General features: G+C 36.1%; 27 protein-coding genes. 16 read left to right on the forward strand and 11 right to left on the reverse strand.

Features of this window, described 5'->3' with window-relative positions:
• Nucleotides 1-10: 10 nt before the first annotated feature.
• From alr to DAY19_RS09640, 3 genes are read right to left on the reverse strand one after another with little or no spacing between them, the layout of a single operon-like run.
• Nucleotides 11-1,138, reverse strand: coding sequence for an alanine racemase (alr, locus tag DAY19_RS09630; protein WP_115361824.1), 1,128 nt, complete (start codon nucleotides 1,136-1,138; stop codon nucleotides 11-13).
• Complete coding sequence (locus DAY19_RS09635) at nucleotides 1,135-2,487, reverse strand: hypothetical protein (protein WP_115361826.1); 1,353 nt, start codon at nucleotides 2,485-2,487, stop codon at nucleotides 1,135-1,137. Before DAY19_RS09635 ends, alr begins: the two co-directional genes overlap by 4 nt.
• 59 nt (nucleotides 2,488-2,546) lie before the next feature.
• Complete coding sequence (locus DAY19_RS09640) at nucleotides 2,547-3,053, reverse strand: shikimate kinase (RefSeq protein ID WP_158536866.1); 507 nt, start codon at nucleotides 3,051-3,053, stop codon at nucleotides 2,547-2,549.
• 98 nt (nucleotides 3,054-3,151) lie between these two features.
• On the opposite strand from DAY19_RS09640, the gene DAY19_RS09645 reads away from it, so the two are divergent.
• From DAY19_RS09645 to acpP, 7 genes are all read left to right on the forward strand, one after another.
• The gene (locus tag DAY19_RS09645; RefSeq protein ID WP_115361830.1) at nucleotides 3,152-3,724 is read left to right on the forward strand and encodes a YceD family protein; all 573 of its coding nucleotides are present in this window, start codon (nucleotides 3,152-3,154) and stop codon (nucleotides 3,722-3,724) included.
• Nucleotides 3,725-3,837: 113 nt separating this feature from the next.
• A complete protein-coding gene (gene rpmF / locus DAY19_RS09650) occupies nucleotides 3,838-4,047 on the forward strand; it encodes a 50S ribosomal protein L32 (protein WP_115361832.1) in 210 nt (69 codons plus the stop codon).
• A gap of 148 nt (nucleotides 4,048-4,195) precedes the next feature.
• Nucleotides 4,196-5,515, forward strand: coding sequence for a cytochrome-c peroxidase (locus DAY19_RS09655; RefSeq protein ID WP_115361834.1), 1,320 nt, complete (start codon nucleotides 4,196-4,198; stop codon nucleotides 5,513-5,515).
• A gap of 148 nt (nucleotides 5,516-5,663) precedes the next feature.
• Nucleotides 5,664-6,662 (forward strand): beta-ketoacyl-ACP synthase III, encoded by a 999-nt coding sequence (locus tag DAY19_RS09660; RefSeq protein ID WP_115361836.1) that lies wholly within the window; start codon nucleotides 5,664-5,666, stop codon nucleotides 6,660-6,662.
• 17 nt (nucleotides 6,663-6,679) lie between these two features.
• Nucleotides 6,680-7,633 carry an ACP S-malonyltransferase gene (gene fabD, locus DAY19_RS09665; RefSeq protein ID WP_115361838.1) on the forward strand — a complete coding sequence of 318 codons (954 nt, stop codon included), beginning with the start codon at nucleotides 6,680-6,682 and terminating at the stop codon, nucleotides 7,631-7,633.
• 8 nt (nucleotides 7,634-7,641) lie between these two features.
• Complete coding sequence (gene fabG, locus DAY19_RS09670) at nucleotides 7,642-8,406, forward strand: 3-oxoacyl-ACP reductase FabG (RefSeq protein ID WP_162929500.1); 765 nt, start codon at nucleotides 7,642-7,644, stop codon at nucleotides 8,404-8,406.
• An 89-nt stretch (nucleotides 8,407-8,495) separates the two neighbouring features.
• Complete coding sequence (gene acpP / locus DAY19_RS09675; protein ID WP_115361840.1) at nucleotides 8,496-8,720, forward strand: acyl carrier protein; 225 nt, start codon at nucleotides 8,496-8,498, stop codon at nucleotides 8,718-8,720.
• 50 nt (nucleotides 8,721-8,770) lie between these two features.
• On the opposite strand, the gene DAY19_RS09680 is transcribed toward acpP, so the two are convergent.
• Complete coding sequence (locus tag DAY19_RS09680; RefSeq protein WP_115361842.1) at nucleotides 8,771-9,031, reverse strand: hypothetical protein; 261 nt, start codon at nucleotides 9,029-9,031, stop codon at nucleotides 8,771-8,773.
• On the reverse strand, nucleotides 9,031-10,605 hold the full coding sequence (locus tag DAY19_RS09685; RefSeq protein WP_115361844.1) for a protein-glutamine glutaminase family protein: 1,575 nt from the start codon (nucleotides 10,603-10,605) through the stop codon (nucleotides 9,031-9,033). Before DAY19_RS09685 ends, DAY19_RS09680 begins: the two co-directional genes overlap by 1 nt.
• Before the next feature lie 192 nt (nucleotides 10,606-10,797).
• Between DAY19_RS09685 and fabF the strand changes: the two genes are divergently transcribed.
• The 6 genes from fabF to DAY19_RS09715 all read left to right on the forward strand — a co-directional run bounded on the left by fabF (nucleotide 10,798) and on the right by DAY19_RS09715 (nucleotide 16,414).
• The gene (gene fabF, locus DAY19_RS09690) at nucleotides 10,798-12,051 is read left to right on the forward strand and encodes a beta-ketoacyl-ACP synthase II (RefSeq protein ID WP_115361846.1); all 1,254 of its coding nucleotides are present in this window, start codon (nucleotides 10,798-10,800) and stop codon (nucleotides 12,049-12,051) included.
• 17 nt (nucleotides 12,052-12,068) lie between these two features.
• The gene (gene glyA, locus DAY19_RS09695; RefSeq protein WP_133296933.1) at nucleotides 12,069-13,319 is read left to right on the forward strand and encodes a serine hydroxymethyltransferase; all 1,251 of its coding nucleotides are present in this window, start codon (nucleotides 12,069-12,071) and stop codon (nucleotides 13,317-13,319) included.
• 93 nt (nucleotides 13,320-13,412) lie between these two features.
• A complete protein-coding gene (locus tag DAY19_RS09700) occupies nucleotides 13,413-14,993 on the forward strand; it encodes a YiiX/YebB-like N1pC/P60 family cysteine hydrolase (RefSeq protein ID WP_115361848.1) in 1,581 nt (526 codons plus the stop codon).
• 9 nt (nucleotides 14,994-15,002) lie between these two features.
• On the forward strand, nucleotides 15,003-15,554 hold the full coding sequence (gene nrdR, locus DAY19_RS09705; protein ID WP_233500255.1) for a transcriptional regulator NrdR: 552 nt from the start codon (nucleotides 15,003-15,005) through the stop codon (nucleotides 15,552-15,554).
• Nucleotides 15,532-16,008, forward strand: coding sequence for a transcription antitermination factor NusB (gene nusB, locus DAY19_RS09710; RefSeq protein ID WP_115361852.1), 477 nt, complete (start codon nucleotides 15,532-15,534; stop codon nucleotides 16,006-16,008). Before nrdR ends, nusB begins: the two co-directional genes overlap by 23 nt.
• 4 nt (nucleotides 16,009-16,012) lie before the next feature.
• Nucleotides 16,013-16,414 (forward strand): hypothetical protein, encoded by a 402-nt coding sequence (locus DAY19_RS09715; protein ID WP_115361854.1) that lies wholly within the window; start codon nucleotides 16,013-16,015, stop codon nucleotides 16,412-16,414.
• Here the strand turns inward: DAY19_RS09715 and DAY19_RS09720 are convergent.
• The 5 genes from DAY19_RS09720 to DAY19_RS09740 all read right to left on the reverse strand — a co-directional run bounded on the left by DAY19_RS09720 (nucleotide 16,411) and on the right by DAY19_RS09740 (nucleotide 20,202).
• Nucleotides 16,411-17,175 carry a HEAT repeat domain-containing protein gene (locus DAY19_RS09720; protein ID WP_115361856.1) on the reverse strand — a complete coding sequence of 255 codons (765 nt, stop codon included), beginning with the start codon at nucleotides 17,173-17,175 and terminating at the stop codon, nucleotides 16,411-16,413. The genes DAY19_RS09715 and DAY19_RS09720 overlap by 4 nt on opposite strands.
• A gap of 37 nt (nucleotides 17,176-17,212) precedes the next feature.
• A complete protein-coding gene (locus DAY19_RS09725; RefSeq protein ID WP_133296934.1) occupies nucleotides 17,213-18,247 on the reverse strand; it encodes a hypothetical protein in 1,035 nt (344 codons plus the stop codon).
• Between the two features lie 119 nt (nucleotides 18,248-18,366).
• Entirely contained in the window at nucleotides 18,367-19,209 is an 843-nt protein-coding gene (locus DAY19_RS09730; RefSeq protein ID WP_115361860.1) for an inositol monophosphatase family protein, read from the reverse strand.
• Nucleotides 19,193-19,405, reverse strand: a complete 213-nt coding sequence (locus DAY19_RS09735) for a DNA gyrase inhibitor YacG (protein WP_199506641.1) — start codon at nucleotides 19,403-19,405, stop codon at nucleotides 19,193-19,195. The genes DAY19_RS09730 and DAY19_RS09735 overlap by 17 nt, the downstream gene beginning before the upstream one ends.
• The gene (locus DAY19_RS09740) at nucleotides 19,402-20,202 is read right to left on the reverse strand and encodes an aminotransferase class IV (RefSeq protein ID WP_115361862.1); all 801 of its coding nucleotides are present in this window, start codon (nucleotides 20,200-20,202) and stop codon (nucleotides 19,402-19,404) included. The genes DAY19_RS09735 and DAY19_RS09740 overlap by 4 nt, the downstream gene beginning before the upstream one ends.
• Nucleotides 20,203-20,241: 39 nt before the next feature.
• Here DAY19_RS09740 and DAY19_RS09745 point away from each other — a divergent pair, with 39 nt between their 5' ends.
• The 3 genes from DAY19_RS09745 to DAY19_RS09755 are packed head-to-tail and all read left to right on the forward strand — an operon-like array spanning nucleotide 20,242 to nucleotide 22,643.
• Complete coding sequence (locus DAY19_RS09745; RefSeq protein ID WP_115361864.1) at nucleotides 20,242-21,210, forward strand: NAD(P)-binding domain-containing protein; 969 nt, start codon at nucleotides 20,242-20,244, stop codon at nucleotides 21,208-21,210.
• Complete coding sequence (gene panB, locus DAY19_RS09750; RefSeq protein WP_115361866.1) at nucleotides 21,182-21,988, forward strand: 3-methyl-2-oxobutanoate hydroxymethyltransferase; 807 nt, start codon at nucleotides 21,182-21,184, stop codon at nucleotides 21,986-21,988. Before DAY19_RS09745 ends, panB begins: the two co-directional genes overlap by 29 nt.
• Nucleotides 21,969-22,643, forward strand: coding sequence for a type III pantothenate kinase (locus DAY19_RS09755; protein ID WP_115361868.1), 675 nt, complete (start codon nucleotides 21,969-21,971; stop codon nucleotides 22,641-22,643). Before panB ends, DAY19_RS09755 begins: the two co-directional genes overlap by 20 nt.
• On the opposite strand, the gene DAY19_RS15150 is transcribed toward DAY19_RS09755, so the two are convergent.
• On the reverse strand, nucleotides 22,575-22,799 hold the full coding sequence (locus DAY19_RS15150; RefSeq protein WP_133296935.1) for a hypothetical protein: 225 nt from the start codon (nucleotides 22,797-22,799) through the stop codon (nucleotides 22,575-22,577). The genes DAY19_RS09755 and DAY19_RS15150 overlap by 69 nt on opposite strands.
• Between the last annotated feature and the right edge of the window lie 46 nt (nucleotides 22,800-22,845).

Raw genomic sequence — 22,845 nt, forward strand, 5'->3', positions numbered from 1 at the left:
AAACTGCTACTTACTGTCGATATATTTTGGGAATTCTTTCAGTTAAGTGAATGAACACTTCGTAAGGAATAGTCTTTGATTCGACACATATATTAGAAAAGTTTTGACCATTTTGATCCCATACGACAAACCTTTCTCCATTTTTGATTGTTAAGTTTGTGTTAGGAAACAAAATCTGTGCCATATCCATATTAACTCGCCCTACAATTTGCCCTTCATACTCTCCATGATTAAGGTGAACATTTTGATAGCGAGTTGAAAAACCATCACCATATCCTAGAGCAAAAACTCCTACTGTACCTGCTGATGGGCATGGGGTTGCTCCATAGCCTATAGGCGTACCTCGATCAACTTGGAAACTATCAATAAAGGTTGTCTCAAGTTTAGAGATCAACTTTCCTTTCCAGCAACTCAACTTATTATACTGAGGCAACAAAGAAGACGGGCCATACATCATTAATCCTGCACGAACATGAGACTCTTCAAGTCCAACCTTTTGCTCAATTGCACCAGAGTTTGCAATTGATGATTTATGAATTTCAATTCCAGAACTATTGATTTGAGACTTTAATTCTTTCCAATTCTCTTTTTGAGTTAGATTTCTCTTATTTTTTTGCATTGATAAGCTTGAGCTCGAAAAGTGGGTCATCAAATGATAAATACTTGATCGGCCATGCTTTTTGATTGTTTGAATCGCATAATCAATTCGATCCATTTTTATTCCGAGTCGATTCATTCCCGTATTAAATTTTAAACAAAGTGGGAAGTAGCGAAATTCCTCATGAGACAAGAAGAACTCTAAGTTTGTTTCATTTGAAATAACTGGGATAATTCGATTATTTAAATAAATATCTGCTGCTTCTTGAAGGTCTAGGTTCACATCAGAAAAGACATAAACTTCAAACTCTCCATTTGGAATTTCTTCACGAAGCCTAAGAGCCTCTCCAATACTGGCACAGCCAAACTCTTTTATGCCAAGCTCATAATAAGCAAACTTAACAACTGGCACCAGTCCATGTCCATAGGCATTGGCCTTGACCATAAAGAGAGTTTCATTATTAGGACAAATTTCTTTTAAAAGTTGATAGTTTTGCGCAAGAGTGGAGACATTAACCTCCATACTACTTTTTATTCTCATAAGGTACTATCTTGAAACGCTCTTTTTCCTCTCAACTTTCGTGATGTCGTCACCATTGAATACCCAGAGTAAGGAATTTCAGAAACATTTAGCTGCATTGATAGAATAAGACTCTTATCTTTTCCGCTAAAATACTTTCCTAATCTTATATTCTTACAAAGGTCTTGAGCGGCTGCATAACTTTCATCAAAAAAGTCATTTTCCACATCCAGTACAATTGATTCAAAAGAGATATTGTAAATATTGCCAATACTAGTGATTTGAGAAAGATAAACTTTCATATCTTTCCAAAATGTATTCCAGTCAAATGAGAAGTCTGATCTTAACTCCATTAGATCTGTAATTTCAGAAGTATCAATCGATATTAAATTCCTTCCATGACTAACTTCAGAGATATTTGATAATAATTCAAATGGCCCTTTAGCCTGTGCGATAGAAGAAACATGAGTTAATGAATTCTTTATTTGAGAATAAATCCCACTTAAAAGTGTTTCTATGACCTGCCAATTAAAGTTAAATAAATAATCGCGATCAACTTCAAGTGCTACAACACTAGTTGTATCGACACCATTTTCCGATAATTCTAAGGTAACAACAGGATTGTGAACTAGGTTAGAAACAATATTCTTCACCATATTCATTCCATTTTCATTAACGCCTTTAAGTTTAATATGACCAAGCCAAACCTCAGGAACTTCAATAGACTTATGCCCATCATGCTTTAAAGGTGAAAGTTTATTGGTCTTTTGATTTAATTCAAAAATTGTATAACCTGAGACAAACTCTAAAGGTTCAAAAACATTTGTTATAAGTGAAGTTAAATCATTTTCTTCTCTATTAAAATTAATGCTGTCACAAACTTCAAAGAAGTCTTTCCCATAAAGAGTCTTCGTTCTTTCACTTTCAAGACTCGCAACAAGTGCTTCTTGACGGTGACGGTACTTATCATGAAATGATTCAAGTTGAGCTAATTGTCTCTTTAACGATGTTTGTTGATTGTACTGATTTAGTACATGTCTAATTTGCGCAAGCAAATCTAAATCGCGATATATAATTCCAATATTCTCATTCGTTGCAACTGTCTTCAGTTCTGAATTCGTTGAAACAATGAAAGCTCTCTTAACGGCCTTTAACTCAGATCGATTAAAAAGAAATTGTCCCTCAAATGTCGCATCATTTGCACTTGCTATAACAAGGTCGTATTGCTTTTGTAAGTGAGCGATTAAGAAAGAGTCTACAGTGTCGTATGAGTCGACAACAGTATTAATACTTTTGAAAATTTTTGAAAATGATTTACAGTCATCAATCATTGATGAAAGGATCGCAACTTTTGGACTATTCATTGTCATGGCGCAAAAACTCCTTCTAAGGACATAACATCGCTTAAAATCGTATCAAAAGAGACGTTCTATAGCAATTTTAAGAGGTCCTGGACTGTATTTATTTCAAGAATTTCTTCTTGATTAAGTAAAAGATGACTCTTTTCATAAGTAGGAGCTCTCTTTTTATAGAGATTTTCCATAAACTCGCGGCCATATTTAGCAAGAGGGCGATTTCCATCTTTCTTTAAACGTTGCCAACACTCTTCGAAGTCACATTTTAAATAGACTAATTTTCCACCAATCTCTTCTATAAAATCTGCTACACTCTTTTCATCAAGAGCACCTGCTCCTAATGTAATCATATAGTTATCCTTCATATTTTGATGTAGGAGCTTGAGCATATCAAATTCATCCTTACGAAATTCATCAATACCGATCTCTTGGATATACTCCCCAAGACTGTCGTAGCCAGTCCCCATTCGATTAAAAATCTCTTCATCCAGATCAAATACTTGAAATTCACTATCTTTAGATAGTTTCTCACCAAAAGTTGTTTTGCCGGCTCCAGAAAAGCCCGTTATAAAGATTCTCATACGTAAAAAACTACACGATTCCCACCATAATGTCCTAATTTTCTTGCATTTTGGCCTTACGCAATATACACAGAAGGACATCTAAATTTAGAGGAAATATGCAAATAGTTAATAAAGAAAATAGCTTTCTAAAAGATTCGACAATCCTAATCTCACGAGTTGGAGACGAGTTTGAAACTTACAATCTTACTGATAAAGATTGCACTTGGGTAAAAGAGATTCTTGATGGAATCACAAAAGACTTTGAACCTGAAGTTAAGCCGGAAGGTTTTGAAGGCTTAAGCGTAGAGCTACAACTAAAAAATGCAAGAGACTATACTTTTGGTGAGCACTTAATCGTCAAAGGAAAGGTATCAGGGGCGTATACAGCAACTTGTATCCGCTGCTTAATTGATACACCACAGACTTTTGATTCTGAATTCACAGCTGCATATGTAAATAAGCGCTACGAAGACGATCCTGAGTACGAAGAGGTTGATGAGATTTTTGTAAGTGATGAAATGGCAGATATGTACTTTCATAATCGCGGAAAGGCCGACTTAAAAGAAGCCTTGGCAGAATGTTGCTTTTTGGCAGTAAATCACTACCCTCTACATGACGCAGATTGCAAAGGTCTTTGCCAAATATGTGGTGTTGACCAAAATTCAGAGACTTGCGAGCATGCGAATTAAGAATAGATAAAAACAAGGCCTCTTTTGGCTTGTAAAAATGACGTGAGTGATGTATTTACATAAGCTCATTTATAAAAGAAATAATTTTGTAGTTGAATATAACGGAGTAGAAAATGGCAGTACCTAAGAAGAAGACAAGTGTTTCAAGAAAAGGCCTAAGAAGAGCTGGACAAACACACAAGCTTTACGCGAACAATGTAGTTGTAGCTGATTCAACAACTGGTGAACTTACTAAGAAGGGATGTATCTCTCCTTCAGGTTACTGGAAAGGTAAGCAGATCTTCACTACTAAAGCGGATAGAGAAGAAACAACAGAAGAATAAGATAATTCATTATTTTTCATATAAGAAAGGCCCACTCTTTGAGTGGGCTTTTTGTGTTTTATATCTTTCTAAAGCTAATAAAAATCAGTTTGACCCATCAAACTCTTCTCTTGTATAAAGATAGAAAATATTTAGAGAGAGAACACACATGAATAAAATTTTAATCATTCTAATGATGACAGTTTATGCATCAGCAATGTCACCACTAGATAAGTCACTTGCAACCCTAATTGAAAAGCATCAACTGACATCACTTCCAGAGTCAAAATTACAAAACCAGAATGAGGTTATCCTAGGTTCGAGGCTTTTTGCTGAACTTCAATTAAGTGGAAATAACGACATTACTTGTATGCACTGTCACCATCCAATGCTTGGCACAGGTGATGATCTTCCTTTCTCAATTGGAACAGGTGGAAAAGGCCTAGGAACAGGACGTGTTCAAGATGGTAAGGGTAAAATTATTAAGCGCCACGCACCTACTCTTATAAATCTTGGTTACGATGATATTGTTGATATGTTCTGGGATGGAAGAGTACACTACGATAAATCAAAACAAGAGTTTATGTCTCCAAGTACTGAGCTTAATGCAAGAAAGGACTTATGGAGTAAGTTTAGCGGCTCTCTTGCAGTTCAAGTTATCTTTCCACTACTCTCGCCTGAAGAAATGCTTGGTGAAAATAATGAAATTGCATCACTTGAAGGTGACTTAGAAAAATGGAATGGACTTGTTAAACGACTTTTAAATGGTAAGAAAAATGCCATGTATCAAAATCTCTTTAAGCGCGCCTACCCTCAAGATTATAAAAAGGGAAAAATAGATATCACTCATGTGGCAAATTCTCTTGCAGCTTTTATTACAAGAAACTTCAATGTTGTGAATACACCATATGACCAATACCTTGATGGAGACTTAAATGCCATGAATGATAGCGAGAAGCGCGGATTAAAGGTATTCCTCGATAAAGGAGCATGTATCAATTGCCATAGTGGTCGTCATTTAACAGATTGGGATTATAAATCGATTGGACTACCTGAAATTGGACCGATTGATGCTCAAGCTTCTCTAAACGATAAGGGAAGATATGAAGTAACAGGGGCCAAGGCCGATCAATATAACTTTAGGACACCTCCTCTTAGAAATATTCATCTTTCAGCTCCGTACATGCACAATGGGGTTTACTCAACATTAGAAGAAGTTGTTGATCATTATAATCACACTCGACGAGCTATCAGAAACTACGATGTTTCCGAAACAATTCAGGCCCTTTATGAAGAAAAAATCGTAAAAGATGAAAGTTTTGTTAACAATAAACTTAGATTTCAGTTAATAAGTGATGATGATATTAGACGTCCACTGAATCTGACTGAAAACGAGAAGGCTGACCTCGTTCAATTCCTCAGAACAGGGTTGGCAACAAAGCGTCTCAGAGGGCTATCTGAAGACTTATCAAGTAAACAAACTAAATAATATGAACGAAAGGCCACATCAGTGGCCTTTTTTTGTAAAACCTATACAAAAACACTGCGCATCAATTCATAACGCCCCTTCCCTTCCCCATCATTGCTATACTACCTAAAATAGGGCCAATTTTTATAACCAAGGTTAGGAATTTTAAATGAATACAAAAGTTAAAATTAAAGGAACAGGGATCTACGTTCCTAAAGAAGTTAGAACAAATGTCGACCTCGAAAGCATGGTTGAAACTAGTGATGAATGGATCTTTGAAAGAACAGGTATTCGCCAAAGACATATCTGCTCTACTGAAGGTGGAGAATGGCCAAGTGATATGGCCTATCATGCAACAATGGATGCATTAAAAACAGCTGGAATGGAACCAAATGATATCGACATGATTGTCTTTGCTTCTGTTACACCTGATTACAAACTTCCAAATACAGCATGTATTCTTCAACAAAAACTAGGCATTACTAATAAGTGTGCGGCAATCGATATTGCAGCAGCTTGCTCTGGATTTGTTTACGGAATCAATATGGTCACAGGACTGATAAAAATGGGTGCAATTAAAAATGCACTAATCGTAGGTTCTGAAATGTTATCACGAGAAGTTAACTGGGAAGATCGTAACACTTGTATTCTTTTTGGAGATGGTTGTGGTGTTGCTATTATTGGGGCCAATGAAGATGGTGATGATTCAGATATCCTATCACTTGAGCTTGGTGCCGACGGTTCAGGAAAAGAATTCTTCGACCAACCAGTTGGAGGAGCAATTGATCCAATCACAGCTGAGCACTTAGAAAATAGAACTCACTATATGCAAATGAAAGGAAAAGAAATGTTCCGTGTTGCCACTAGAACACTTGCAGATAATGCAAAGAAAGTTTTAGAAAAAGCAGGAAAGGATCTTGAAGAAGTCGATTGGCTAATTCCTCATCAAGCGAATGTGAGAATTATTGAAACAACAGGAAAACTTTTAGGAATCAATCCTGAAAAAGTTATTATCAATATTGATAAGTATGCCAATACATCTGCGGCCACAGTACCGATTGCAATGCACGAAGCAATTACAGACGGTCGAATTAAGCGCGGACAATTATTATTACTAGATGCATTTGGTGCCGGATTAACAAGCGGTGCTACATTACTAAAATACTAATTAAAAGGTTTATTGATATGAAGAAAGTAGTATTAATCTTCCCTGGTCAGGGATCACAATATGTTGGAATGGGAAAAAGTCTTGAAGGACACCCTTCTTTCGAATTACTAGAAAAAGCAAATAAGACTCTTGGTTATGATCTTTCAAAAATTATGCTTGAAGGTCCTGCTGAAGAGTTAACACTAACTCAAAATACACAGCCAGCAATTCTTACTTATTCAATTGGCCTTTATCAAAAAGCCAAAGAAATTTTAGACGAAGCAGGAATTGAAGTATCATGTGTTCTTGGCCACTCAGTTGGTGAATACCCTGCGCTTGTCGCTGCCGGTACTTTAAGTTTTGAAGACGCACTAAAGTCTGTGCACAATCGTGGAAAATATATGCAAGAAGCCGTTCCAGCAGGAATGGGTAAAATGTATGCTGTCATGAGAGTGCCAGCAGAAATTGTAGAAAAGGCATGTAAAGAAGTTTCATCAGAAGGTAATGAAGTTATGCCAGCAAACTTCAATGAACCTGGTCAAATAGTTATCTCAGGACATGCTGATGCATGTGATAAGGCCGTTGCTTGGATTTCTGAAAACTTTTCTGATCCACATAAGACTGTTGAACTTAAAGTAAGTGCTCCCTTCCATTCAAGCCTGATGAAGCCAGCTCGAGAGAATATGGCAGCATTTTTTAATGACGTAACTTTTAATAAAACGACAATTCCTTATATTGCCAACATCGATGCCAAAAAGTATCAAATTGGTACAGACGGTGACATCGTAAAAGAGAACCTCATTAAGCAAATTGATGGTTCTGTACTATGGACTCAAAGTTTCCAGAGCCTTGATGACGATACTCTTTGTATTGAAGTTGGGCCAGGAAGAGTGCTAATGGGACTTGCTAGAAAGATTAACCGCAATATAAAAGTCATCTCACTTGATAAAGACGGTGCATTTGACGAGCTAAAAGAAGCTTTAAACTCATAGGAGCATATATGATTGCAACTTATAATGACCTTAAAAATAAGAAAGTTCTAATCACTGGTGCTAGCCGTGGTATCGGTTTAGAGATTGCAAAATCTCTTGCAACTCAAGGTGCTCACGTTGTCTTCAATTATCGTGAGGGTAAAGAAGAGGTCGCAAAAGAAGTAGAAGCAAAACTAAAAGAGCTTGGTGCTTCAAATGTAACAGGACTCATGTTTGATCTAAATAACGAAGAACAAATGAAGACTGCAGTAAACGACTTCACAAAAGAATATGGCCCACTTGAGGGGTTAGTAAATAATGCCGGAGTATCAAAAGACAGCCTTATCCTTAGAACGAGAAAAGCAGATCTGGATGCAATTATTGATACAAACCTAAAGGGTGCAATCATGTTAACAAGTATTTGTTCTCGTGGTTTCCTAAAGGCCGAGAATGTATCAATTGTTAATATCAGCTCAATTGTTGGCTTAATGGGTAATATTTCACAAACAGCTTACTCTGCTTCTAAAGCGGGACTAATTGGAGCAACAAAGTCAGTAGCGAAAGAATTAGCTAGCCGCAACATTCGCTGTAACGCAATCTGTCCAGGTTTTATTGAAACTGATATGACTGATTCTCTCGAAGAAAAGGCTAAAGAAGCCTATATTGCTTCAATTCCAACTTCACGCTTTGGGTCAACTGAAGATGTATCAAACCTTGTTTGTTTTCTTCTTAGCCAAGCGTCAGGATATATTACTGGTGAAGTAATTAAAATTGACGGTGGACTTTATATCTAGAAAAATATTAATATACTAAAATTAAAAATTTAACATAACTAATAGAGAGAGATTGAGTTTAAAGCTTAATATTTAATTAGGAGACAAATATGGAACAAAAAGTAATTCAACTAGTAGCGGATCAAACAAAAATCGATATCGCAAAAATCAACGCTTCAACATCATTCGTAGATGATCTAAACCTTGACTCATTAGACATCGTAGAACTTATGATGAAAATGGAAGATGAATTTGATATTCAAATTCCAGAAGAAGATGCAGAAGGTCTTAAGTCTGTTCAAGACGTTGTTAAGTACCTTGAGTCTAAGCAATAATCTAATTTAAATTTTAGATAAAAAGAAAGCCTGCAATTTGCAGGCTTTTTTTATTCTACAATCTTACATGACTTTATTTCATATGTTTTATAGTCGTAATCTATTTTAACTTTTCTATCATTCTTAGTTGATTCTTGAATACACTTTAATTCTTTTTCATTTGCCTTATAAAAAGTTGCACTCTCAATAAAGGAAACAAGAGTTTTTCCATCTTTATTAATAATCTTTGAGACAGTGTACTTTGCACTACTAATACTTGAGGCAAAAACAGAGCTACATAATATTGAAAGAATTAAAAATACCTTGTGCATTATTGTAACCTATTTCCTAAATCAGCTAAAAGAGCTCTCGCGGCAGTAACCCTTTGCTCTTTTGTAAGTCTTGTCTTGTCCTGAGGATGAAATGTACTTCGATCAGAAATCGTAAATGTATTTCGACCAACTGAGACAGCATCTAAACTTGGTGGGAAGCCAACTTGATCGAGGTTCTTTTCATTTACACCCATAAGCCTTAACCACTCATCTGGCTCAACTGGACCATTTGCTACGGCAGGATCAATAATCATTTTTTGTACATGGCCTCGCCCATTATTAACATATACTACTGGAGCAACATGGTAAGACCATGGATGAGGTGAAGATTTTGATTTCAAATATCCAGAGGTCCATGCCTTATCAGCAATGACTCCTTCTTCTTCCATCATATTAACCATAAGTTCAGCTCTGGCATAACAACCATCTGCTGTATAACGCCAAGTTAACTCTTTCATTTTCTTTGCTTTATCAAAGAGCTCTCCTGCTTTTTTCCAAGAGATAACACCACTTGATCGAGGAACAAATTCTTGCGACTCTTTATAACTTTCTGCCGTATAATATGAATCACCATCACGACAGCTATTTTTTGGAAGGAATTTCTTATTAATATACTGACTATTGATAGTGCCGTTAACAACTTCAACAAGATGAACAAAGTCTAAGTTTGCTCTTTCATTATTAGTTTGTACACCAAGGCTAATAATATCGTCTTTAATGTTCTCAGAACAATGCGGAATGATTGTCTTAAGATAATCACTAAAGCGGGCATCTTGAAAACTAAAATAGGCTGTAGGATTACTTTGTAAATTTTGAGGTGCCTTTCTTGCAGCTGTTAAACGAGATGTTTTATAATCGTCATTTAATTCTAGAACTGCACCATTCATTGTTCTTGCTATAGTTATTTGAGAATCACTCTTGGTAAACTTTGCATTACCTCGTGAGTCACGAGTGTAGTTAATTGGCATGAAGATATTTCGAGAAGGATCAAAAATAAAGAAATGATTGTCTCCACACTTTTTAATGGGACACTTTGTACTCATCTCACAATGAATATTTCCATCTTTTTTAGTGTTAACCCATAATAAGTTTGAAGCCTGAGCAACAACTGATTTTAACTTATTTAAGCTATCATCTAAGTCACTATCAAAATCTTCAAGGTCTTCTAAAATATTACTATCTTCTTTTTTAGCAATTTCTATTGCTTGTTCGATTGATTTTTTTCTTTCTGCAATTTCTTGTAACTTTGTAATAGGTGTTGTGAATTCTGAGGTTGCTCTCTCCTCATTAATCTTATCACTTAAACTGTTGTAGTATGTCGGAACACCATTTTCAACGATCTGCTTAACAGCAAATGTTTTTGAAGTCCCACCTTCAGTAACAAGACCTAAAAGATGTCCCCTGCTATTGATTTGAACAATCGCTCTTTTTCCACCGTTTTCACAAACGACAACGGGTACCTTTGAAGGAGCTTTACAATTATCAAAGCTGAGATCATCAGAGAAGACAACTGATGTTGCATGTGAATAAATAGAAAAAATTGACAAAACCAATAGGATAATATTTTTAGTCATAGAGGCATTATCGGGGTAATTACCTAAAAATATTAACTTATTAAGAATTAAATTCGTTATTTCTTATAACTTATTGAAATATCGTTTAAATTTAAACAGAACCCATTGAATTCTGTAAAATTTAAGAGCCTCAAAGACTTGTCAAATGGCCTTCAAAATTATCAAATACTAGGAAAAAATAAGGATATGTATATGACGACAAATAGAAATCGCCGTGTAGTTATAACAGGACTAGGAACAATCTGTGGCCTAGGTAAAAACACAAAAGAAGTATGGAATGGGATTGTTGAAGGAAAGTCAGGAATCTCAGAAGTTGAAAGTTGGCCAGTACCAGATCTTGCAATCAAGATTGCTGGAGAGGTAAAGGACTTCGAACTTTCAGAAGATATAATGGAAGCAAGAGAGGCCAAGAAATATGACCGCTTTATACACTTTGCTCTTCATGCAACAGATGAGGCCTTAAAAGACTCTGGAGTTAATCTTGAAGAGTTTGATAAGTATAAAGTAGGTGCAATCCTTGGTGTAGGAATTGGTGGCTTCCCTATTACAGAACAAACAGCAAGAGCTTTTGTTGAAAAAGGGCCACGACGTATTTCTCCTTTCTTCATTCCAGCTATCATTCCAAATATGGCATCAGGTGTATTAAGTATTAAGCATGGATTTATGGGTGTTAACTACACTGTTTCATCTGCTTGCGCATCTTCATGCCACGCTATTTCAAATGCTGTTGAAGAGATTAGATCTGGCCGTCATGACCTAATGATTACAGGTGGAACTGAAGCAGTAATCTGTAACCTAGGTATGGGTGGTTTCATTAATATGAAGGCATTCTCAAAAAGAGTTGATGAGCCAACAAAAGCATCAAGACCATTTGATATTGATCGTGATGGATTCGTTATGGGAGAAGGTGCTGGGATTCTAGTACTTGAAGATTATGAAAGTGCTGTAAAGCGTGGAGCAACGATTTACGCTGAAGTAGCAGGACATGGAGCAACTTCAGATGCTCACCATATTACAGCTCCTCATCCTGAGGGTGATGGTGCTTATGGTTGTATGAAAAAAGCAATCGAAGACGCAGGAATTTCTCCAGAAGATATCGAATATGTTAATGCACACGGAACTTCGACTCCTCTGGGAGACGTTGCTGAAACTGGTGCTATTAAGCGTGTTCTTGGTGAAGAGCATGCCAAAAAAATCAATGTATCTTCAACAAAGTCAATGACTGGTCACCTTCTTGGTGCAGCTGGTGGTATTGAAACAGTCTTTACAGCGCTTGCGCTACACACTGGAACGATTCCTCCAACTATTAATATCGACAATCAGGACCCGAAGTGCGATCTTAATTACACGGCAAATAAGGCCGTTAAAAAAGATATTAAATATGCGCTTAACAATTCTTTTGGATTCGGTTCGACAAATTCGTCACTCGTATTAAAGAAAGTTTAAAGTCAAAAAGGATTAAGATGTTTCATAAAGACGCCATTAACCTAGAAAAAATGGATGAGGAAATTTTCTCATTAACTAATAAAGAATTAGCAAGACAAGAAGAAGGTCTTGAACTTATTGCTTCTGAAAATTATACATCAAAAGCAGTTATGCAGGCCCAAGGCTCAGTTCTTACAAATAAGTACGCTGAAGGTCTTCCAAAGAAACGCTACTACGGTGGTTGTGAAGTTGTTGATACAGTAGAACAAATTGCAATTGATCGCCTATGTAAAGTCTTTGGTTGTAAATTTGCCAACGTTCAACCACACTCAGGATCAGGTGCTAATATGGCAGCCTACTTTTCTATCATCTCACCTGGTGACAGAATCTTAGGGATGAACCTATCTGAAGGTGGTCACTTAACACATGGTTCACCGGTTAATTTTTCTGGAAAGTATTTTGATGTAAAATTTTACGGACTTAATCCAGAAACTGAAATGATTGACTATGAAGATGTAAGACGTGCAGCTCAAGAACATAAGCCAAATGTAATTGTAGCTGGTGCAAGTGCTTATCCTCGTACAATTGATTTTGCAAAGTTTAGAGAAATTGCTGATGAAGTTGGTGCTTATCTATTAGTTGATATGGCCCATATTGCAGGTCTTGTTGCCGCAGGTCTTCACCCTTCACCATTTCCACACGCTCATATAGTCACATCGACAACACATAAGACGTTAAGAGGTCCACGTGGTGGAATCATTCTTACAAACGATGAAGAGCTAGCAAAGAAAATTAACTTTAATGTCTTCCCAGGAATTCAAGGTGGCCCACTAGAGCATGTTATTGCAGCAAAAGCAGTATCTTTCAAAGAAGCACTTGATCCACAATACAAAGAGTATCAAAAACAAGTTATTACAAATGCACAGGCCCTTGCTAAACAACTAACAGATCTTGGTATGGAATTAGTTTCAGGTGGAACAGATAACCACCTTGTTCTTATGAAAACAGATCCAGCAGGAGTAACTGGTAAAGTGGCAGAAAAGGCCCTTGAGCAAGCAGGTATTACTTGTAATAAGAATATGATTCCAGGTGATACAAGATCACCATTTGTTACTTCAGGTATTCGTCTTGGAACTCCAGCTCTTACAACGAGAGGAATGAAAGAGGACGAAATGAAGAAGATAGGAACTTGGATTGTTGAGGCCCTTAAGAATGCAGAGAATGAAAGTGTTCTTGCAGATATAAAAGGACAGGTCCAAGCTCTTTGCAAAGAATTTCCAGTATACTAATTTCAATACATTAGGGAGCTTTTCAGCTCCCTTTTTCATCTCCTAAATTTATTGTCTTAGCTATCCGATAAGTCTTTCAGTGAGGAAAGATTGATGAGGATTAACATTTCGAAATTACTACTATATTTATCAGCAAGCTCTCTGTTGAGCTCATGTGCTAGTGTCGATCAAATTGAGATGGCCTATGATAATTATCGTAACTCTGTTAGCCGCTACATCGCTTCAGTAAAAGGACAATACCATCCTTCTGAATTTGAGATTAATAAAGATAATCTCTATAAGCTACAAGAAGAAATCGAATTGAATTTAGTTTGGAGAAAGAATTTTGCTAATGCAAAAAAGAAAGAAGATCAAAACTCCTTGAAGTTTATTTCTCCCTACTTTAATCAAAACCAAAAGATTACTGCTAATCTAAATCGCTTTTTGAAGAATATTAACTGGGTAACAGACCCTACAACTCGCTTTGAAATACGCACTGATAAAATTTCATCGATAGAACAACGAAAAGAAATATATTTCGTAGGAAATCGAAAGCTTAAAAGAAAAGAAAGAGATGTCGATTTTGCTATAATCAATCCTTATGATGAAATTGGACAAGATACATTTAAGGCCATAAAAGTCGGTCTCATTGCTAATATTGCGATTTATGAAAATCATCTTTTACTTAAAAGAAAAATTGCAGAGGCAATAAAAATTGAATCCGACCCAACACTTCAAAAAGAGCTTGAACTATATCATGAGAAGTTAGAAGAGAAGTTAAAGAACTCTCCTTCACATATGAAATTAGCAAATCTCTTATCGATGTATCGAGATATCACGATCTTTGAGAAGGCAAAAACAAAATCAAAACTTTCTTACTATATTGACCCTTTAATTGAAGAGACTCTAGTTTATAGTAATGTTCACAAAGAGCTTCACAAGAAAAAGAGATGGAATCAAGAAACTAAAGTGATCCACGACATAGTTGCAAAGATGGCAACGACAGTAGACAAGCGCTTTGCTGTTTACTTTAAGAAGTCTATCAAGTTTGAAAACCCAACTTATGGTGAAGTGACAAAAATTGGTAAGAATGAAAAAGCACATCTACTCTATCAACTAAAACCTATGGATATTATCTTTATTCATAATGAAAATAATTTCAACAATGCTGTTGTTGAAAAGTTTTGGGATAATGTAGGAATCTGGATTGGAAGCTGGGACGATATTGTAAAATTAGGACTTTCCACTCATCCTCTGATCAAAGAGCATCAAGAAAAAATTCAAACGAAAGAGTTAAACTTCCTAGTCTCAACCAGACAAGGGGTTAAACTTAAAAATATGAGCTCGATATTAAATCAAGACGATATTGCTATTGTTAGAAAACGAAGACTTAGCTACGAAGAAACAGTTAAAGGCCTAACTCTTGCCTTTAGCAATCTTGGAAAACCTTATGATTACTCAATGAATCCACAAGATAAAGAGAAAGTATCTTTTGCGCAGCTCGTCTTTGACAGCTTTCCTCAAGTGAATTGGGATAAGTCACATATGTATAAACAAGAAGCAGTTTCTCCGTATAAGATTACACAGCGCACCGGTGAAGAAAAAGACTTCTTCACAGTTCTACTATATCGAAATGGTAAAGAAGTTCTAGAAGACCTTGAGGAAAATTTTCGAACCATTTCCTCTCAAAACTAAAATGGGAATATGCAATGCATCTCAATTATGATAGAAATAATTATGTATTGCCCAAATTGCCAAACACCAAACACTAAAGTTATCGATTCGCGTCATCTTTCGGATGGACTTGCTGTTCGCCGTAGACGTTCGTGCCCAAAGTGTGATTTTCGCTACACGACTTATGAGAAGCTTCAGCTTCAAGTTCCGGCCATTGTTAAAAATGACAAAAGACGTGAGCCATATAATCGTGAAAAGATCTCAAAAGGTATCAATAAGGCATGTCAAAAAAGACCTTTAACAACAGCACAAATTAACCGATTAATTGATGATGTTGAAATGACTTTATCTCAAAAGAATAATACTGAAGTTGTGGCCAAGGTTGTTGGTGAAGTTGTGATGGAAAAATTATACGAATTAGACCCTGTTGCCTATGTTCGTTATGCTTCTTTTTATTGGAACTTTAATGACATTGATGGCTTCATTGAAAGTTTACAAAAAAGTATTGGGCAATTTACAAATATAAAAGAAAAGATTTTTATCAATAAGGATATACTAAGTGAAAAACCAAGCATTCAATAATAAATCAGCTGCTAGAAGCTTTGCATTTAAATTCATCTACAAACTCTTTCTTAAAGATTTCAAAAATGATTTAAGTGACTACCAATCTGACCTTGAGAAATTAAAAGTTGATATTGAAGAGTTTGAAGAGTCATATATTAAAGAAGATGATGAACACAGTGATAATGAATTAAATCCAAGTGTTCAAAATTATGGAAATAAGCTTATCACAGGTGTTATCAAAAACTTTGAAAGCATTAAGTCCACAGCTTCGGAGTGTATTCTAAAAAGAAGTTTTGACTCTGTTGATGCTATTGAAAGAGCTATTATCTGCCTTGGTATTTATGAGATTAAATTTGAAGAAACACCAAATAATGTAGCAATCAATGAATATGTAAATCTTGTAAAGAGTTACGGGAAAGAAGACTCTAAGAACTTTGTAAATGGTCTTTTAGACAGAGTGAGTAAGTCTTAACGATATGTCAGTAAAAGAAGAGATCTTCACATTAGTAAACGAAAGAGTAGGAGCAGTGATTTGTCTATATGACCAGTCATCTTCTAACTCTATCGATGTGATTGAGGCAATTAACCATCTGGTTGACGGAACTCTAGAAGAACGAATTCTAAAAAAGAAGAATCAAGACTTAATAAAAGAAGATTATTCTCATTTCTTCTTTTCAAAAAACTTTGGACAGCAACTTAATATCATTTTTAGTCAGATACCAAAGACTCCAACTAAGAATGAAATCAACCAATTTATCTCTATTCTTGATAAGCAATACGATATAGAAAATGAATGTGAAGTTGTAATTATAAAGCCCACTGGAAATTCATTTAAATTTCACCACCCAAGCCTTCAAATTCACCACTTTGAATATTAGCGAATAACCACTTTTGCTTGAGCAAATTTAGACCAGAATCTTTTCTTTTCTTTAAGACTAGTTGTAGGAGCTCGGCGTCCTGTAATCTTTTCTAACGTATCAGATATTTCAGAATGAATATCAGAATACTTCGGTTTTTGAATCATCGATAAAAGTGGACCTTGGGCCTTTTCAAACTTTAGATCTCCAATTGTATTAATAATTTCTTTTACAATATGGGCCCTTTTAGATGACTTTAATTTTTCATTAATATGATAATTTCTCTTATCATAAAGCATTGCCCAAATATTTGGAGCAAGCCCTGTAAGATTAAGCTTCTTTACGTTTTCAAGTGCTTGGTAACGAACAATTAGAGAATTATCTTTTAAAGACTTTTTATAAATATCAGTATATTCAGTTTGTCCTAAAGCGAGTAGAGATTTTAAAGCGGCCATTCGCATTACCCAATTTGGGTGCATTGTGAATTTTGAAATAAATGGTGCCGACTTCTTCCCCATAATTCTTCCAAGTAAGAATGTTGCCATCCAACGATTCTTATCTGGGTACTTATCACTTTTCATGACATTTATAAGGGCCGCAACAGACTTTCCTTTAAGCTTTAAGACTTGTTTCTTAAGCTTATCCATATCTGCTGTTTTCATATTATATTTGAATTGTCTTTCTAGCTTTTGAGTTAGAACAGAACGCTGTGCCTTTTGGTTAACTGCGGCAGTAGTATTTAAACTTGCAAGTATCGTTACAATTAAAAGTAGTTTCTTCAAAAGACATCCTTGTCTGCAAAAAAATTTGCTCTAAATATTATCCTAACATTTTTTCAAATTCGCTTAGTAACTCTTCAGCTGATTTCTGTTCACCTGCTCCATCATCCTTAGCTTCTTCAGGTGCAGCTTCAGCAGCAGGGGCCGCGGCTTCTTCAATAGGTGCCGGCGCTTCTTCAGCAACTGGTTCTGGTGCTGGCTCTGGTGCAGCTTCTGCAATTGGCTCCTCAGGAGTCGGCTGTGGCTGCTCAGGCGCTGGAACTTCTTCAGGTTCTGGAGGAGTCGTAGGCTCTTCTTCAGGAACTGGAACTTCAGCAGGCTCAGGAGTAACATCAATCTCAGGCTCTTCGGCCGGAGTTGGATCGATTTCAGGTTCAGGCTGAGCAGGAGTTGGATCCCCACCAGCTTGAGCAAGTTGAGCTTTTAATTGTTCGTTCTCTTGCTTGAACTTTCTTAGATCGGCAAGATCACCTTCAATCATTTCATATTCTTTAAGACGAGACTGTAGTTCGTCTCTTTCATCTTTAAGAGCATCAATTTCTTCATTAGAGGCAGCCGCAGAATCACCAGCAGCTTTAAGCGCTGCAATTTGTGCCTTAAGGTCTGCGATCTCTGTATTTAACTTTGTGATAATAGCAGCTGACTCTGAATCATCACTACTACCTGCTGCACTTAATTGTGCTTCAAGATCTTTTATAAGAGATTCTTTATTTGCAACTTGCCCTTTTAAGGCAGCTATTTCGGCATTCTTACTTGCAAGCTGGGCCCCATCAACATTACCAGTAGGTAAACTTCCACCTGGAACAACAGATGGTATCCCCTCTCCGGCCTCAAGCCCTCCACCTCTAAATAGAGATGACTTTAACGCATTTGAATTTTGAATTACTGAATCGAGATAGCTCTTTAATACATTTGCTGGAATTTGATGTTGTAATTCCTGCATACGTTTTCTTGTGTAAAACCAGTAAACGACAATGACACAAATTAACAATATAAGAACTGAGAACAAAATATAGAAGACGTTATCACTAACGTACATCATTTCTCTCGATAATCTTGTAATAGTACCAGTCACTTCTTTATTCCTTTTAAATTAGATAAACCTTTGATTATTTTAACATAATCAGCATTATTTAAAAGATATGAAAAAAGAGCAATTATGAACCCATTATTTCCATTTATAAGGTGAGTTTTTTAGTCAGAAACCATTTCACTAAGTTTCTTATAAAGAGGATTTCTGCCAACTATGATTGTCTTAGAAAAAATATTATGATCATGACCATTATACTCAGTTATTTTTGCCCCAGCTTCTAAACAAATGATCTTTCCTGCGGCCACATCCCAAGGAGCAAGCCCCTTCTCCCAAAAACCATCAAAGATTCCTTGGGCCACATAACATAAGTCGATGGCCGCCGAGCCCAATCTTCTCACAGCGGAGATACTTGTCATGACTTTTTTAAACTTACGGAATTCATCATTGAACGGCTTGCCTTTTTCAGTAGCAAAGCCTGTTGCTAATAAGAAACCTTTTGAACGAGATTTATTTTGCTTGAGTCTCTTCTTATCTTTTCCCTTAATAAAGTATGAACCGTTGCCTTTAGTTGCACAATAAGTCTCTTTGCGTTCAGGGATATAGATAACTCCAACAACCGGTTGAAGTTTATATGTTAAGGAGAGGCTAATACAATAATGCTCAAGTCCATGAACAAAATTATTCGTACCATCCAAAGGATCAATAACCCACATATAATCATGGTCTTGATATTCTTTTAAATATTTATAATTGCCTTGATACTTCTTATAAAAGTCTTCTTCGGCCAAAACAGGAATCTCTGGATTTAACTTTTTAAGCTTTTTAATTATATACTCTTCAGAAGCATGGTCTGCTGCAGAGACTGCCCCTTGAGCTTCTTTAATATCAATTTTTAAATTAGCTAAATCTTTTTGATAAGGAGAAAGAATCTTACCTGCTCCCTTTGCTATTGAAATAAGCTGCGCTTCATAAGCTAATAAATCTTTCTTAGTAATCTTCTTCATCCTGTCTCTTCTTTATAACTGCTTCAAGGTCAGAGTCTGAAAGAGGCTCATGTGAAGCCACTGTATAATTCTCAGTTAGCCACATCCCTAAATCAACCATCTTACATTTTTCACTACAAAATGGTCTAAATTCACTTTCATAATAATTAAACTCTTGTGAGCATTCAGGACACTTAACATTCAACTTCTTTGTCACCAAATTTCTCCGTAAAATTCTTTGATCATATCTTTTATCTTACTATCTTCATTATATGCTACTTCACCTATACTTGAAATATGCCTTATGCCATTAAATGAACTCGTCGCAAAACAGCTATCAAATTCATGTAGTTCAGCAGCATGTACTCGCATTTCTTTAAATTCATGGCCTGTTTCACTTAGCATAAATCTTACGCGATCAAGAGTAATTCCATCTAAGACTCCATATTCTGCTGTTGGAGTTATATAAGTATCCCCTTTTTTCAGAATTAGGTTTGACGTGGGAAGCTCCAATAAATACGAATCGTGATCTAGTAAGAGAACATCATCATAACCATTAAAAATGGCCTCTTTTCTTATTTTAAACTGATATTGATAATCGCTACGTTTTAAATAGTCGGGAAAATTTCGATCAGGATAATAACAGTGAGTTGTTAACTTTAAAGGTGTAGTCACCTGTTCTTTTTCTAAGGCCCATATCCAAAACTGAATATCACCAGATAACTCACGATAGAAAGTTATTCTCAAATAAGCATGATCAATGTGGACAAATTCATCTAATATTTGGGCCGTCGCTAATTGTGCTTCATCAATAAGCCCTTTATCAAATTGCTTAGGCCAACAAAACTCGAAGCACTTTTCAAGTCGAGCTCGATGTTGATCCCAAAATATGGCCTTACCTGAGCGAACAAGGGCCGTGGTAAAGAATGAATTCCCCCATAAGTTCCCCTCATTAATAAATGCATCTCTTGCCGATAAACCTTTTCTCGAAAAATAGATTACTTCCTGTGCCATAACTTTCCTTATTGTTATAAAACATGATATCTAAAAATCATGATGACAGATAGTGATAATCAAGAAATTCTAATTATTGGCTTTGGCTCTCAAGCAAAATCTTGGGCAATGAACCTAAGAGACTCAAAGCGAAATATTCATATTGGCCTTCGATCAAATAGCTCTTCTATAGAGCTGGCCAACGAATTAGGCTTTAAGGTTCTTGATATTGAAAATCTTGCACTACCTCAATACGAATTTATCATTATCCTTACACCTGATGATACCCATAAAGAGATTTTAACTTCACTTAAATTTTCTAATAAGAAAAGTAAGCAAAAATTTATTTATGCCCATGGTTACAGTGTTATATACGATGAACTAAGGAAGCTACTTCCCCATCACGAACATATGCTCTTAGCACCGAAGGCCATCGCAAGTGAATTAAGATTTGGTTATGAAACAAAAGCTCCTTTAACTGCTGTTATCAATAGCGATGCTAAATCTAAAGATGCCCTTAAAAACTTGGCCAAAGATTTGGGTATTACTGTCGGTCCAATTGAGAGCAGTTTTAAAGAAGAAACAATTTGTGATTTATTTTCAGAGCAGTCTCTTCTTTGCTCAGTCATTCCACAGGCCGCACGCCTTTCTTTTGAAACTCTTGTAAATAAGGGTCACTCGCCGGAGATTGCATATATCGAATGTTGGCATGAGGTAAAACTCATTGCTGATGCTATGATTAAACACGGGCCAAGTGCTCTTCTTAAATTAATTTCACCTAATGCTTTCATGGGTGGAGAGAGGGCTAAGTCACTGATATTTGATGAAGGGTACCAGCAGAAACTCCATAAAATCTACAATGAAATCGATAATGGCCAATTTGCCCATGAAATTCTTCATAGTGATTTCCAAATGCAACTGAAACAAGCTATAAGTGAGTGGGATAATCTTGAAATTTCCAAAGTTTATCAACGCTTTGGAAAAAAATTGGTTCATGTGAATGAAAAAGTTAACAACGAGAAAAATTAGAAGCTTCAAAGCCGAAAAGACTAAAACTTCACTGCAAGTTCTCACTTGCTATGACTTCCAAACAGCGCAAATGTTAAATGAGACTCAATTAGATATGATTCTCGTTGGCGACAGTCTTGGAAATGTCGTTTTAGGATACGATACAACTGTTGAAGTAAGCTTAGAAGAAATGGCAATCTTTGGAGCGGCCGTTAAAAGAGGTGCTCCTAATAAATTCGTCATTGTCGATATGCCTTTTGGTTCTTATTCTACTTTTAATAAGGCCATTGAAAATGCGACCAAGATTTATCAACAAACAAAAGCTGAAGCCTTAAAACTTGAAGGCGCCTTCCCTCATCAACTTGAGATTATCACCCGCTTAACTCAAAGTGGAATTCCTGTAATGGGACATATCGGTTTAACTCCTCAAAGTGTTCATCAACAAGGTGGATACTATACTCATGGTAAGACTGATGCCGATAAAGAAAGACTTTTAAAAGAGGCAAAAGACTTAGAAGCTGCCGGATGTTTTTCCCTAGTACTTGAGTGTGTAACAGAAGAGATTGCAAATCTTATTACAAAAGAGATTTCAATTCCAACAATTGGCATTGGTGCAGGCAACGGTACAGATGGACAGGTTCTCGTAATCAACGACCTTTTAAAGATGGGTCCAGGAAAGTACCCTAATTTCTGTAAGCCAATTGCAAATTTTTACGACTTAAAGCTAGAGCTTGTTTCAAAGTATATTCAGGATAAGAAAATTCCTCAAGGAATTGATAATGCCGACTTACACCATTGATAGTGGCAACACATTTATTAAAGTAGCGAAGTTTGAAAATAATATTCTTTCAAAGATCACTCGCTATACGCCAGAAGACTTTAATCCAACATTTCAAAAAGATGAAAAAATTATTTTTTCAAATGTATCCAAAAATATTATCCACAAATTACCATCGTCTGCCATAGCTGCAGCTGAGCTAATAGAAGACTTCAAGTCTACTTATGATCAATCAACATTTGGTGTGGATCGAAAAATCATTTCACATTATCTTCAAAAGAAGTTTCCAAATGAAAATATTCTCATTATCGATGCGGGTAGTTTTATTACTTTTGACTATATAGAGAGTGGAATCCATCGAGGCGGGCCCATCTACCTTGGACTTGGGAATTACCTCAAAGCTTATCCGGCATTTTCACAAAATCTTCCTCTAGTTGATAATGTAAAAGCAGGAGAATGTGCAAATACGAAAGAGGCCATTAGCACAGCATTCACTCAATATCTTTCAATGATTAAAAATGAAATTCAGAAATTTCAGACTGATCAAGTTATCGTAACCGGTGGTGACGCTAGAAACTTTCAAGACTGTGCAGATGAACAAGGCGATCTAATGCACCATGCTCTCTTTGAACTTAGCAGGGATTTCGATAGCTCGGTACTTCTTCCCATTACTTAGTCGGATCCAGTAACCTTCTTGCACTTCACCATCAATAACAATATTAATTGGCTTCATTGATACAATGTGATCATAGTTTATATAAATTGGCTCACAAGTATCTCCCAATGCTTGAACGTCGCGTTGTGAAATAATCGAAAACTTACCAAATTTCATATACTTACCTTTGTTACATCGTTTCAAATTCAATGGCCTAAACCCT

This window comes from Halobacteriovorax vibrionivorans, from assembly GCF_003346865.1.
Classification (GTDB): domain Bacteria; phylum Bdellovibrionota; class Bacteriovoracia; order Bacteriovoracales; family Bacteriovoracaceae; genus Halobacteriovorax_A; species Halobacteriovorax_A vibrionivorans.